The organism is Marinococcus sp. LNHM3E3-2.2 (genome assembly GCF_056034385.1).
Map to the genome: position 1 here is coordinate 1 of NZ_JBQLIC010000021.1, position 13,236 is coordinate 13,236.

The 13,236-nt window shown below is 46.9% G+C and carries 14 protein-coding genes and 1 tRNA gene; 12 read left to right on the forward strand and 3 right to left on the reverse strand.

Annotated elements, in window-relative coordinates; genetic code table 11:
* Nucleotides 1–24: 24 nt before the first annotated feature.
* On the reverse strand, nt 25–648 hold the full coding sequence (locus ACTRXF_RS15480; protein WP_474263943.1) for a cysteine hydrolase family protein: 624 nt from the start codon (nt 646–648) through the stop codon (nt 25–27).
* Between the two features lie 278 nt (nt 649–926).
* Here ACTRXF_RS15480 and ACTRXF_RS15485 point away from each other — a divergent pair, with 278 nt between their 5' ends.
* The 3 genes from ACTRXF_RS15485 to ACTRXF_RS15495 all read left to right on the forward strand — a co-directional run bounded on the left by ACTRXF_RS15485 (nt 927) and on the right by ACTRXF_RS15495 (nt 4,125).
* Nucleotides 927–1,370, forward strand: a complete 444-nt coding sequence (locus tag ACTRXF_RS15485; RefSeq protein WP_051143862.1) for an Lrp/AsnC family transcriptional regulator — start codon at nt 927–929, stop codon at nt 1,368–1,370.
* Entirely contained in the window at nt 1,367–2,545 is a 1,179-nt protein-coding gene (locus tag ACTRXF_RS15490) for an aminotransferase (protein ID WP_474263941.1), read from the forward strand. The genes ACTRXF_RS15485 and ACTRXF_RS15490 overlap by 4 nt, the downstream gene beginning before the upstream one ends.
* Before the next feature lie 146 nt (nt 2,546–2,691).
* On the forward strand, nt 2,692–4,125 hold the full coding sequence (locus tag ACTRXF_RS15495; RefSeq protein WP_474263939.1) for a DUF2254 domain-containing protein: 1,434 nt from the start codon (nt 2,692–2,694) through the stop codon (nt 4,123–4,125).
* A 26-nt stretch (nt 4,126–4,151) separates the two neighbouring features.
* Here the strand turns inward: ACTRXF_RS15495 and ACTRXF_RS15500 are convergent, their stop codons facing one another.
* The gene (locus ACTRXF_RS15500; protein WP_474279735.1) at nt 4,152–5,504 is read right to left on the reverse strand and encodes a sodium-dependent transporter; all 1,353 of its coding nucleotides are present in this window, start codon (nt 5,502–5,504) and stop codon (nt 4,152–4,154) included.
* 150 nt (nt 5,505–5,654) lie between these two features.
* Here ACTRXF_RS15500 and yugI point away from each other — a divergent pair, with 150 nt between their 5' ends.
* From yugI to ACTRXF_RS15515, 3 genes are all read left to right on the forward strand, one after another.
* Nucleotides 5,655–6,086 carry a S1 domain-containing post-transcriptional regulator GSP13 gene (gene yugI / locus ACTRXF_RS15505; RefSeq protein WP_079475578.1) on the forward strand — a complete coding sequence of 144 codons (432 nt, stop codon included), beginning with the start codon at nt 5,655–5,657 and terminating at the stop codon, nt 6,084–6,086.
* A 170-nt stretch (nt 6,087–6,256) separates the two neighbouring features.
* Entirely contained in the window at nt 6,257–7,615 is a 1,359-nt protein-coding gene (locus tag ACTRXF_RS15510; RefSeq protein ID WP_474263933.1) for a glucose-6-phosphate isomerase, read from the forward strand.
* A 135-nt stretch (nt 7,616–7,750) separates the two neighbouring features.
* Nucleotides 7,751–7,826: transfer RNA gene (locus ACTRXF_RS15515), tRNA-Ala, on the forward strand.
* 241 nt (nt 7,827–8,067) lie between these two features.
* Here the strand turns inward: ACTRXF_RS15515 and ACTRXF_RS15520 are convergent.
* Complete coding sequence (locus ACTRXF_RS15520) at nt 8,068–8,232, reverse strand: hypothetical protein (RefSeq protein ID WP_474263930.1); 165 nt, start codon at nt 8,230–8,232, stop codon at nt 8,068–8,070.
* 178 nt (nt 8,233–8,410) lie between these two features.
* Between ACTRXF_RS15520 and ACTRXF_RS15525 the strand changes: the two genes are divergently transcribed.
* The 6 genes from ACTRXF_RS15525 (at nt 8,411) to panD (ending at nt 13,226) form a co-directional block, all read left to right on the forward strand.
* On the forward strand, nt 8,411–9,226 hold the full coding sequence (locus ACTRXF_RS15525; RefSeq protein ID WP_474263928.1) for an SGNH/GDSL hydrolase family protein: 816 nt from the start codon (nt 8,411–8,413) through the stop codon (nt 9,224–9,226).
* Between the two features lie 645 nt (nt 9,227–9,871).
* Nucleotides 9,872–10,489, forward strand: a complete 618-nt coding sequence (locus tag ACTRXF_RS15530; RefSeq protein ID WP_474263926.1) for a hypothetical protein — start codon at nt 9,872–9,874, stop codon at nt 10,487–10,489.
* A 45-nt stretch (nt 10,490–10,534) separates the two neighbouring features.
* Complete coding sequence (locus tag ACTRXF_RS15535) at nt 10,535–10,948, forward strand: DUF3942 family protein (protein WP_474263924.1); 414 nt, start codon at nt 10,535–10,537, stop codon at nt 10,946–10,948.
* A 183-nt stretch (nt 10,949–11,131) separates the two neighbouring features.
* Entirely contained in the window at nt 11,132–11,974 is an 843-nt protein-coding gene (gene panB, locus ACTRXF_RS15540) for a 3-methyl-2-oxobutanoate hydroxymethyltransferase (protein WP_474263922.1), read from the forward strand.
* Nucleotides 11,971–12,834, forward strand: a complete 864-nt coding sequence (panC, locus tag ACTRXF_RS15545) for a pantoate--beta-alanine ligase (protein WP_474263920.1) — start codon at nt 11,971–11,973, stop codon at nt 12,832–12,834. Before panB ends, panC begins: the two co-directional genes overlap by 4 nt.
* Nucleotides 12,835–12,839: 5 nt before the next feature.
* A complete protein-coding gene (gene panD, locus ACTRXF_RS15550) occupies nt 12,840–13,226 on the forward strand; it encodes an aspartate 1-decarboxylase (protein ID WP_474263918.1) in 387 nt (128 codons plus the stop codon).
* Nucleotides 13,227–13,236 lie beyond the last annotated feature (10 nt).

Below are 13,236 nucleotides of genomic sequence, written 5' to 3' on the forward strand. Positions count from 1 at the left end.
AGCTGCCCGGAAGCTTTTACGTGTTTATGAAGAATGAGACGGCTGTGGAAGCTCCTGGGCTTCCTGAATGATTTTTTCCAGATCGTATTCATTGCTGTCCCTAGTATCGGCACCAAGTACCTTACTCATTAAATTAATTGCTTCTTCATTGGCCTGCATACTGTTCGATGCGGTGCAGTCCTGGGGAACCATTAGTTTATACCCGCGCATGTAGGCATCGTTTACTGTAAAGTGTACGCACATGTTCCCGGCGACGCCGGCGAATATAATTGTCGTGACTCCCAGGTAGTTAAGCAGGATTTCCAGCGGAGTAGCAAAAAAGCCGGAAAACTGGGGTTTGAGTATATAATAGTCATCGTCGTCAGGTAGAATTTTTTCTACTACTGGTTTGCCGGGTACTCCGTCACGTCTGCAGTATTCTACCAGGTCCGGGAAATTACTCTGCCAGCGTCCGTAATTATCGTTCACATAAATAACAGGTATATCTTTTTCTTTCGCCTGTTTCTTCAGGTTTTTAACATTTTCAGCTGCATCGAGAGCATGAGGAAGTAAATCGTCGCTGTCCGGAAAATCCAAATCGTTGATCATATCTAGAACTACAAAAGCCACACTGGACTGTTGGTTTACATGGGGTTTTTCTGATGCCATTTTATCGCCTCCATTTTTACTGATTCCTTTTTTGAATAAATTTTAAAAGAGTTTTTTGTAATCAGCGGCGAATCAGTTTGAAAATTTTCGCGGAAAGCTTGATAATGTTTTATATACTATCCAAAAAATATTGTAAAAAGGAAGGACATGTCGTTTGGTGTCCTCTCTTAGTGTACAATAGTACACAGGAGATGTAATTTTGAGGAGAGAGAAAGGGGCTGCCATCCTTGAACGAAAAAGAGTTAGAGATTCTGCACTTATTAGAGCAGAACGCCAGAATGGATATTAAAACCATTGCCAAGCTAATAGATCAAACAGAAGAAGAAGTAGAAATGATGCTGAAAAAATTAGAGGAAAACAAAGTGATCGTCACATACGCTACTGTCGTGGACTGGAGCAAAGTCAATAACCATGATGGAGTGACGGCAATGATTGATGTGAAAGTCACTCCGCAGCGGGGAGTCGGGTTTGATGAAGTAGCAGAACGGATTCATCGTTTCCCGGAGGTCAAAGCCCTGTATCTGGTGTCTGGTACGTACGATCTTCAGGTGGTCATCGAAGGAAAAACGATGTCTGAAATCGCTTCGTTTGTTTCTGGAAAGCTGTCTGCGCTTGATTCGGTTATTTCCACGACGACGCATTTCCGCCTGAAAACCTACAAACACGACGGAGTAGTGTTCGGCGACGACGATGAAGATCACAGAATGATGGTCTCGCCATGAATACTTCCTCCACACAGCAGCACAGACTGTCAGAAACCGTGCAGCAGTTAAAGCCTTCAGGCATACGCCGGTTTTTTGATTTAGCTTCTACGATGGATAACGTCATTTCCCTCGGGGTGGGGGAACCGGATTTTGTCACCCCGTGGAATGTAAGGGAAGCGAGCATTGTATCGATGGAGAGGGGCTTTACCTCCTATACGGCGAATGCCGGATTGATTGAGCTTCGAAGAGCCGTTTCATATTATCTCGAGAACTCTTTTGGTGTCTCGTATCATCCGGAATCGGATATTGTGATTACTGTAGGAGCAAGTGAAGGCATTGATGCGGCTTTTCGGGCAATTATTAATCCGGGGGATGAAGTAATTGTCGCTGAGCCATGCTTCGTCTCCTATGCGCCGATTATTACTATGGCCGGGGGAGTGCCGGTACCACTTGAAACGACGAAAAAGCACGACTTTAAAATCAATGCAGAAGACCTTGAAGCCCTTATCACTTCAAAAACGAAAGCGGTGCTTCTTTCATACCCGAACAACCCGACCGGAGCCCACATGTCAAAAGAAGAGCTCGAGCCGGTCGTAAAGGTCATTAAGGACTATGACCTGCTGGCTGTATCGGATGAAATTTACGCCGAGCTCAGCTACGATTATGAGCACGCAAGCCTTCCGGCGTTTCCGGGCATGCTCGAGCGCACAATTTTGATCTCCGGCTTTTCAAAAGCCTTTGCGATGACAGGCTGGAGGGTAGGATATGTATGCGGCCCGAAAGATATTATGGCTGCAGTGCTAAAAATTCATCAGTATACGATGATGTGTGCGTCCACCTCCGCCCAGTTTGGAGCGCTTGAAGCGTTGAAAAACGGACGCGCAGATGTCGAGAAGATGGTGGCAAGCTACCGGCAGCGCCGTAATTATTTAGTGAAGACATTTGCGGAGATGGGACTCGAATGCCACACGCCGCTCGGCGCATTCTATGCGTTCCCTTCGATTGAGAAGCTCGGTATGGACGCTGAGACATTTGCCGAGACGTTTCTGACAGAGGAGCAGGTGGCTGTGGTGCCGGGGACAGTCTTTGGTTCAGGTGGAGAAGGCCACGTCCGCTGCTCGTATGCTACTTCGCTGGAGTCGCTTGTAGAGGCCATGGAGCGGTTCAAACGCTTCATGGACCGACATGGGTAAAAAAAACACGGACCGGCAGGTTTTCTCTGCCGGTTTTTTCATGTAAAGTTGGAATATACTCCCTTCAGTTTAAAACATAAACAGAAGGGAAAACGATACAGGGATTTACATACGTATTTTCGGTTCGTATAGAGAGGATGAATTTATTGAAAAATGCTATTCGACGCATGCTGCCGAAAAAAATACGGCAGATGATGAGCATGTCCTACCGCCAGCAGTGGTATGAAATACGCTCGAGCTTGTGGGTGCTTCCGGCCCTTTACATTATGCTCGCAGCCGTGCTTTCCGTGGTGGCCTACTGGGCGGAATTCGGTCTGCAGCCCGCCTTCAATTCGCTGCCGGTATTTTCGACGGAATACAGCCTGGCGCAGACGATGTACAGCACAATGCTCTCCGGCGTACTTACCTTGAACGCCTTCACTTTTAACTCGATACTCGTCGTGCTGACGAGTTTTTCAGGCCAGTTTACCCCAAGGGTGCTGTTTAACTTTATTGCCGACCGAAAAACCCAGCACTCGATCGGGATCTTTAATTTATGTTTCTTTTTCCTGCTGTTTGTATTCTTCTTCCTTGATTCAAGCATGAGTGAATACGTAATTTTCCCTATCTCCGGCGTGGTAATGACCTCTATTTCTGTCATTAATTTTATTTTGTTTATCAACCACGCGACGAGATGGATGCAGGTATCAAGCATTACCACCTCCATGAAGGAAGAGTCCCAGCTGCGTATTTTGAATACGCTCGTCTATGACCTTGAGCCTTACCGTCCACAGGATCCAAATCGGGTTTTCCGGGAAAAAACACACGGCGGGGCCCATGTAGTGGCCAGTGAACGGACCGGCTTTCTGCAGGTGGTGGATTTCGGCAAGCTGATACGAGAAGCCAGAAAAGACGGGATCGTTATTCAAATGGAGCGTCGCGTCGGTGACTTTGTCATGGAAGGAATTACGTTATTTAAATACTGGAAAACAGACAGCAGCGCAGATATGGCGATCAATGAACAGAAATTCCGCCAGTTTTTATACCTGGGACACAGCAAAACGGAAGTGCAAGATTTGGAATTCGGCATCCGGAAATTGACTGAAATTGCGATCAAATCGATTGGAAACGATGAACCTATGACCGCCCAGGACGCTATTTACCAGCTGACGGACCTGCTGTTTTCGATTTCTAAAGTGACTAAATTCACTCCATATTTAACAGATGAAGATGAAACGCTGCGCCTGATTATGCAGGATGAAGAATTCTCGTTTTATGTATATTCAGCCTTCAGTCACATCGCCTCGTATTCTGAGAATGATCCGGTTGTTACAAACAGCCTGCTTGAAGCACTGGTGATTTTATCAAAAGCATTGAATACGAAAGATAGAAACTGCTGCTGGCATTACGGGAAAGTAATCGCACGCGGATTTACCGGCCAGTTTAAATACGATTACGACCAGCTGAAATTTGTGAACAATATTGAAGCTCTTGCAAAGAACTCGGAGGACAAGGAATCTTTTCAAAGCTTTGTGCGCGATTTCATTGACCGCGGCGTTATTCAGGAAAAACATATTCCGGAACGTCAGTATAAAGAATAAAAAAAGCAGCCCGCGGGCTGCTTTTTTTAGGCTCCTGTAAACAGGCCAATAAGTGAGTTAATGAATACGATGATAATCGCCACAGGGGCGATGTAACGAATGATGGTAAACCAGATGAGAAATACACCATTTCCCATCGCAGATCCGCGCATCACTTCATCACGAAGGTCTGCTTTCTTAATTTTTAATGGGAGAAACAGAGAAACAATCAACGCCCCGAGGGGAAGCAGAAAATTGCTTGTCAGAATGTCGATGGAATCAAAGAAGGTATTGCCGAAAATCAGCCAGTCGGATAGCAGTCCGTATGACAGGTTTGAAGGAATGCCGAGAACGAAAATCAGAATACCAACGACCCAGGCTGTACGTCCGCGGCTGTCCGGGCGTTTATAAGACACTGAAGAGACAATAATCTCGAGCAGAGAAAACGCCGAGGTTAACGTAGCAAAGATGAGCAGAAGCATAAACAGCGTAAAGAACAGCGAACCAAGTGCAAGCTGCTCAAACACTGCCGGAAGTACAATAAAGATCAAATTCGGCCCGGCATCCGGTGGTATATCAAAAGCGAACACTCCTGGGAAAATCGCAAGCCCGGAAAGCAGTGAAATGACAATCGTCAATACGACGATAGAAAACGCTGAGTTAACCAGACTCTTTTCCTTCGGAAGGTAGGAACTGTATGTAGCCATCACAGAGTTACCGAGGCTGAGGGAGAAAAACGCCTGACCAAGGGCAAATAGAATTGTGGTGCCTGTGACTGCACTGAAGTCGGGCTGCAAAAAGAAAGCAATACCCTCGCCGGCTCCTTCAAGGGTGAGCGAGCGGATTACAAGCACAATAAATAAAATAAACAGTGCAGGCATCATCCAGTTGGTCGTCCGTTCGATACCTTTACGCACGCCGCCCTGTACGACAAGAATCGTAATCAGCATAAAGGCAAGGTGCGCAATGCCTACTTCCCAGGGGTTGGAAATAATCGAGCCAAACAGAGCCTCGTAATCTGTCCCTCCACTTGCAAGACCTCCAAGGCTCCGGACAAAGTAAATAATAATCCATCCGCCGACAACGGAATAAAAGGATAAAATTAAAATAGCACAGATCATGCCCATGATACCGTTAAAAAACCAGGGGGTATTCGGCGCAATAGTTTTATAGGCGGGGACCGGCGGCTTTTGGGTGCGGCGCCCGACCACAAATTCGGCTATTAATAAAGCGGTTCCGAGAATGAGCGTAAAAGCAACAAAAATCAGAAAAAAAGCCCCGCCGCCGCTGGTGCCTGCAACATACGGCAGACGCCAGACAGCGCCCAGACCAATGGCAGATCCGGCTGCTGCTAATACGAACCCAAGCCTCGTCCCCCACTGTTCACGTGGTTGGCTCATAGTAGGTTCCTCCTTAAAATTAATTTATTCCTTTAAAGTACCGAACATGTGGGACTTTTGTCAAGAATAGGCCGTGAGTTTATCGATTGCCGAATTTCGAAAATAATGCTATAATTTGAAAGTTAATAAAAAGTTATAGGAGTTGTTTGAATGTCAGTACAGCAATATGAAGTAGGCGCAATCGTCGAGGGGAAAGTAACGGGAATTAAACCATTCGGCGCGTTCGTTGCGCTCGACGGAAATAAACAAGGATTGGTTCACATTTCTGAAATCGCCCACGGCTACGTTAAGGATATTAACGAAGCACTGTCAGTAGGCGATGAAGTTAAAGTGAAAATCAAATCCGTCGATCAGGAATCAGGAAAGATTTCTCTTTCCATCCGGGACACCCTTCCGGCACCGGAAAAAAGCGAAAGCCGTCCGCAGAGCCAGGCTCCGCGTCAAAGCAAAAGCAGCGGCCGTCCAGCCCAGCAGAGTAATAACGACACTCAGGGATTTAATACTCTTGAAGATAAATTAAAAGACTGGCTGAAGCAATCCAATGAAATTCAGGCAGATCTGAATAAGCGGGTACGGAAATAATGATCCCCGCTTTAAGAACCGTCGCTTTCGAGCGGCGGTTTTTTTATATGGTTGAAACGGGTACAGGTGTTTGAAGAACGTTTTGCGGGCGCCCGGGTTTTTCTTTATAATGGAGAAGGGTTATAGAGGCGGAGAAAACATAAAACATATTTAAGGGAGGCAGTAATAACATGGCAAAGCAAATTGAAGTAAACAGCAAAAATATTTCTCAGGAAATATCAGAGCATGAGATTGAGCAGCTGCAGCCGATGGTGGAAACGGCCCATCGCATGATTCATGAAAAAACCGGGGCTGGCTCGGAATATCTCGGATGGGTTGATCTTCCGGATACATACGACAAAGAAGAATTCTCCCGCATCCAGCAGGCAGCCGAAAAAATTAAAAAGGATTCAGATGTGCTGATTGTAATCGGTATTGGGGGCTCCTACCTGGGGGCGAAGGCGGCCATTGACAGCTTGAGTCATTCATTCCGCAACCAGCTCGACGGCTCTAAACGGAACGGCCCGGAAATTTATTTCGCCGGCCACCAGATCAGTCAGCGCTACATGCATGACCTTCTTGAAATGGTGGAGGGCAAGGACGTTTCGGTGAACGTCATTTCAAAGTCCGGCACTACAACAGAACCGGCTCTTGCATTCCGGGTGTTCCGGGACTGGCTCGAGAATAAATACGGGGCAGAGGAAGCGGCTTCAAGAATTTACGCTACGACAGATAAAAACAAAGGTGCTTTAAAAACGCTGGCTGACGAAAAGGGCTACGAAACATTCGTCGTGCCGGATGACGTCGGCGGCCGTTATTCCGTTCTTACAGCCGTAGGGCTTCTTCCTATCGCGGCAGCAGGCCTGGACGTGGAAAAGATGATGCACGGAGCGGCTGCAGCCATGGAGGCTGGCAAGCTTCAGAGTGTAAAAGAAAACTCGGCCTACCGTTATGCTGCTATCCGCTACGCTGCGTATCAGAAAGGAAAAGCCATTGAACTGCTGGTAAACTATGAGCCGCACATGCACTTTGTATCTGAATGGTGGAAGCAGCTGTACGGGGAAAGCGAAGGCAAAGACGGCAAAGGATTATTTCCTGCTGCAGTCGATTTCTCAACAGATTTGCACTCGATGGGGCAGTACATCCAGGAAGGCCGGCGTCATTTGCTCGAAACAGTACTTCATATTCAGGATGCAGGGAGCGCTCTGGAATTGAAAAACACTGATGATGACCTGGACGGCTTAAATTATTTATCAGGAGAAACGATGGGCTTCGTCAACGAGAAAGCCTTCGAAGGAACGCTTCTTGCCCACACTGACGGCGGCGTTCCAAATATTATTATTGATATTCCAGAATGGAATGAGTATTACTTCGGATATCTCGTTTATTTCTTCGAAAAAGCGTGCGCTGTGAGTGGCTATATGCTCGGTGTCAATCCATTTGATCAGCCGGGAGTGGAAGCGTATAAAAAGAACATGTTTGCCCTTCTCGGCAAACCGGGATTTGAAGAACGCCAGACAGCACTTGAAACGAGGCTGAGTAAAGAGTAAGAAGAAAATGGGCCTGCCCGCAGGCAGGCCCTCTTTTTTGCAAAGTTACACAAAAACGTGAAAAAAGGACTTGTCAGACAGAGACACACAAGGTACAATATTTCTTGTCGGCTGATATTTTATCAGCAAAAATATGGGGCCTTAGCTCAGCCGGGAGAGCGCTTGGCTGGCAGCCAAGAGGTCAGCGGTTCGATCCCGCTAGGCTCCACCATACATATTACGTCAACGACACCGGTTTGAGAGCTTCTTCTCATCCCGGTGTCGTTTTTGTATTGGCTTATAAAAGTATATGTACTTTTTTTAGTTACAAAACTTGCTGTTTGAAACGCGTTGGGGTATTATATATTCATTCCAAGATACATACCACGCCAACGACGCCGGTTTGAGGGACTATCCTCGGCCCGGCGTCGTTTTTTGTTTCGGCGGTATGTGTTTAGGCTGACAGTGGTGGCCTATTTATAGTAGAGGTTTTCGTTGGACAATGGAATCGAGGCATGGCAGTTTTCACACGGCTGTTCGTTTCCGGAAACGTTGGAATCAGTACTTAACGTTTCGGGCGGCATTTGAATGGAAGCTGTGTTTTCGTGTCCACATTCCGGGCATTTCACCATTAACATTAATTATTCACCTCACTTTTTATAACGGTTTTCCCGTCCGTCAGAGGGTTATAACTTCTATTGTAAGAAAAATTTGATAAATGAGAAGAACTGATCCTTTAGACCTTGTAGGAGGCTGCTGAAATATATTATGCTATGATCAATTCTCTATCGAAAATAGCAAAAGGAGTTAGGACAGATGAGAAAAAGATTTATACTGCTGCTTACAGCAGCCGCAGCTGGAGGTATCTGGATAATCGTTTCTTTAAATAGAGAATCTGTAAATGAAAACAGTGAGAGAATTAAAACCCCGGACGAGGAGCTTTCAGAACTGGAAGAGATGAATATTTATTCATTTTTGCAGCACCGCCTAAATACATATCATACGTCTACTGTAGAAGTGTTTGGATCAAGTGTGGCTGCCGGGACCGGAGCGGACAGCTACAGCGAATCGTGGGCCGGCCTATTAGAGGAGAGACTGCAGCAGATTAATGATGACAGCGAGCACGTAGAGCTGAACAATCATGGAGTTGATGGCTATTCCTCGGAGGATATGCTTGAACGGGAAATGATCGATGCTGAGCTTTCTGAAGAAGCGGATTTTGTGATTATTGAGACAGGTATACTGAATGATTTCTATCGGGGCATTCGGGCTGCTCAAAGTATTGATAATATCCATCAGTTGATCCGGGAAGCGAAAACGAAAGCGCCGGATGCCGTAGTATTGGTGATGAACCCAAACCCGGCGATCACCTATGAAAGCACGACTCCGGAGCTGGATAGCGGCTATCAGGAGTTTGCGGATCAGCTCAAAGAAGAATTTGAGCGCGATCAGGGAGTCTTGTTTATAGATGCCTCTGTGCCCTTTCACGAAAATGCAGAAAACGGCCGTCAAATGGAACAGTATATTGGTGACGGCATTCACCCAAACAGCGAAGGCTATCGGCTCTGGTATAAGCATATGGATGCGTATTTTGAGCAGACCCCCGTTCAGAAGGCAGAAGCATCCGGTTAAAAGATCCATAAAGTGCTTTTATAGAAAGAACGTGCTGCGAAGGCAGGGCGTTCTTTTTTTGCAGGCCTTCCCCTGAAACTGTTTACAAATGCAATTAGTAGATTATAAGAGGAAAGTTCAGTCCCGGCAGGGCAGCTGCCGGGCTTTTCACGAATTCCTCTGTTTGGCTTCCGGAGGTTAACGAAAGAACATGTGAAAGAAGTACTGTTTTAGGAAGAATGAGGAAAAACAACTCATTTCCTCTCGATATTAGGTAAGATAAAGGTATACACCCAAATAGAAGAAAAGCATAGCCAGAAGAAACAGGAAGGAGTTTTCTATGAGCTATACTGCGCGTGAACTGGTTTTCAGCCAGGCCTGTAACTGCTGGAGCCGTATTTCGTACCTGTATCAATGTGAACCGAAAATAGTAACCGTCTCGATTTTTCCTTCACCAGGCAAAAGAAGTACTCAACTTAACGCCGATACGCTGAGTATTGAAGAATTTTGGAAGGTTTGCTACGAAAAATTTAAAATGGATTTTCCGGAAATTTAACAACATTGGCTTATAAAAATGAAAAATAACAGTGCTTCCGGGGGACGTTTGCCCGTGCGCTCAGAGGGTAATTACCAATAGACACAAGGAATGTTGGAAGAGGTGAAAGTATGACTGCCGGACTATTACTAAGCGCCGTACCTCCCAAAGGGGATCCTTTTGTGATGATTGCTACGGACTCAAAGGGGGCAAGCCTTGAGGGCGGGCCGGCGGATGAAAAGGCGCAGAAGGTATTTGATGCCGGAAATGCGCTGCTGGCTGTGAGTGGTGTGGCAACAGACGCCCACCGGTCCCAGCTTGTAAAGATTCTCGAATCACATAAGGAACAGCCAATTGATAAAAAAATGCAGCTGGTATACGACGAAAGTCTGGCCGTGAAAAAGGAGCTTGGCTTAAATATGACTGCTGCGATTATGCAGTTTGACGAAGTTGGGAATCCGCAGGTGGCTTTCTGCTATGTCGGCACGGATGAAGGAGACCAGCAGTTCAACCCATATACGTTCGACCGCCGGGTTCCGGAAGTCAATCACGCGTATTTTGGCGAAGATAAAGAAGGGGTCACCGAGTTCCGAAAAAAGCTGGACGAAAAGCTCGATAAGAAAACAATTACTCCGGACCACGTCCGGGAGTCCGCAGGGTGGTTCATCCGAAGGGCTGCAGAAGCGTTTCCTGCAGCGGTTAATACCAGGGTTCAGACAAGGGTGAAGGTGTTCAGGCCCGTAATGTGAGCCGGCACTGAATACTTGATACGCAATTGAAAGGGGAGAAAATCAATGAGCTTTGAAAATACATTCGCTACTAAAACACGCAAATATTTAAATATTGATGCCCTGCCCGAGCAGCAGCTAATCGATTCGACGGCTAGAGAAATTATGTATTATTTTATGGATCTTGAAGAAGAATTTAAAAATATAAACGACCGCAAGTTTCATATTGAAGCAGGCTTTCACGAAAGCTATATTAAGATCAATAAGCGAAAGCTTTCTTTTGAGCTGAAGCATATCCCTTCCCACCGCATCACTGTCATTCAAAAAGTGAATGGTAATAAAGCCCATATAGATCACATTATTGCCAAAGACGATGAAGCCCGCAGTGAAGCAGACGAAACCCCGTTCAGCCGTGATTTGATCCGCCGGTATCTGATTCAGACATTTGGGGATTCGCTCGACTTAAGTAATATTTATTGATGTCCTCTTACGGGGGCATTTTTTTATTGAAGAATTTTTTTGGATAAACGAAGTCGCGGCGGTTGAATAAATGGCAGGGGCGTCAGATAATATACATGTGTAAATACAAGTCGGTCTAAGCAGTATGTATCGGCTAAAATATCAGATAATTCTATATCTTTTGAGTGAAGCAGGAGGAGAGAGATGAAAAGCACGGCGGTATTTAAACAGATGAAAGAACGGCAGGAGCCGATTACGATGATCACAGCGTACGACGCTCCGGCGGGAAAGGCCGCGGAAAAAGCTGGCATGGATATGATACTTGTGGGTGATTCGGCAGGGATGGTGGTGCACGGCTACGATTCCACGATTCCGGTAACGCTTGATGATATGGTGATGCATGCACGTGCGGTACGCAGGGGGGCTCCGGGCACATTTATCGTAGTGGATCTGCCCTTTTTAACCTATCATTCCTCTATGGAGAGCACGTTTACAGCAGTGAAACGTCTGATGCAGGAAGGCGGTGCCCAGGCAGTGAAGCTTGAAGGGGGAGATGAAATTACCAGAGGGACTATCGCCCGCTTAACGGCTGCCGGCGTCCCGGTCATAGGGCATCTCGGCCTTACTCCCCAGTCCGTAGGGGTGCTTGGCGGGTACAAAGTACAAGGGAAAACAAAAGAAGAAGCACAGCGATTGATGGAAGAAGCAGAGAGACTCGAACAGGCGGGAGCTTTTGCGCTGGTGCTTGAATGTGTTCCTGGAGAGCTTGCCACCCGGATTGCAGTGCATCTTTCGATTCCGGTTATCGGCATAGGCGCCGGGGCCGGCGTTGACGGTCAGGTGCTGGTTTTTCACGACGCTGTCGGATGGGGAGAGAGCTTTGTCCCTTCCTTTGCTAAGCAGTACACTAATGTGCAGGCACAAATTGACGAAGCCCTTGAGAGCTATGTAAGTGATGTAAAAGCGAAAGCATTTCCAGAGGAGAGGCATACTTTTTCCATGGATGCCTCTGTGCTGAAAGATCTTAGCAGAGGCGCATCGTCATGAAAGTATTTACTTCAATTCAGGAAATTCGCACACATATCAATGAGAGAAAACAGCAGGGAGAAATAATTGGTTTTGTGCCGACAATGGGAGCACTGCACGAAGGACATTTTTCATTAATGATGCAGGCTTTGAAAGAAAACGATGCAGTAGTGGTGAGCATTTTTGTCAATCCGCTGCAGTTTGGTCCGGATGAAGATTACGAAGCGTATCCGCGTACGCTCGAAGCGGATCTTGAAAAAGCCGAAGCCCGGGGCGTCGATATAGTGTTTGCCCCGTCAGCGAAAGAGATGTATCCCGAAGAGATGCAGACAGGGGTGCGCGTGCATGAGGGAAGTGATGTGCTCTGCGGCAAAAGCCGGCCGGGACATTTTGACGGAGTGGCGACCGTGGTGCTGAAGCTGCTGCAGATTGTTCAGCCGGCACGGGCCTACTTTGGGCAGAAGGATGCGCAGCAGGCCGCTGTACTGACGAATATGGCCCGTGATTTTAATCTTCCAACAGAGATTGTTACTGGCCCGACGGTTCGGGAAGCTGACGGCCTGGCTCTGAGCTCCAGAAATGTGAATTTAACCAGCAGGGAGCGCCGGGAAGCTGTCTGGCTGTATGAAGGATTAAAGCAGGGAGCGTTATGGATGGAAGAGGGGTTTTATGGACCCGGGGACATTTTGAAGAAAGCAAAACATACAGTAGAAGCTAACATTTCCGGAACGATTGATTATATGGATATTTTAACTTATCCCGGTCTTAAACCTGTAAGGGAATGGAACGGGCAGATAATTATCGCAGGAGCGGTGCAGTTTTCGGGAGCGAGACTCATCGATAATATTATTCTTTCTCCTGACCAGAAAGAAAGGGGGTGACACTGATGTACCGTACGATGATGAAATCAAAGCTTCACCGGGCTGTAGTTACAGAAGCAGATTTAAACTATGTAGGAAGCATTACCATTGACCGGGATCTGATGGAGGCGGTGGACCTGTGGGAAAACGAGAAAGTGCAGGTAGTCAATAATACGAACGGGGCCCGTCTGGAAACGTACGTGATTGAAGGCCTCCGGGGCAGCGGGGTAATTTGCCTGAACGGTGCAGCCGCGAGAATGGCGCAGCCGGGGGATGTGGTCATCATTATTGCTTATGCATTGATGGAAAATGAAACGGCCCGGGAGTTCAAACCGGCGGTGGCTGTGCTTGATAGTCATAATCAAATCAGACAGATGCTGTCTTATGAGGCTGCATCGACGAGCCTGGATTAAAAGGAGAGGC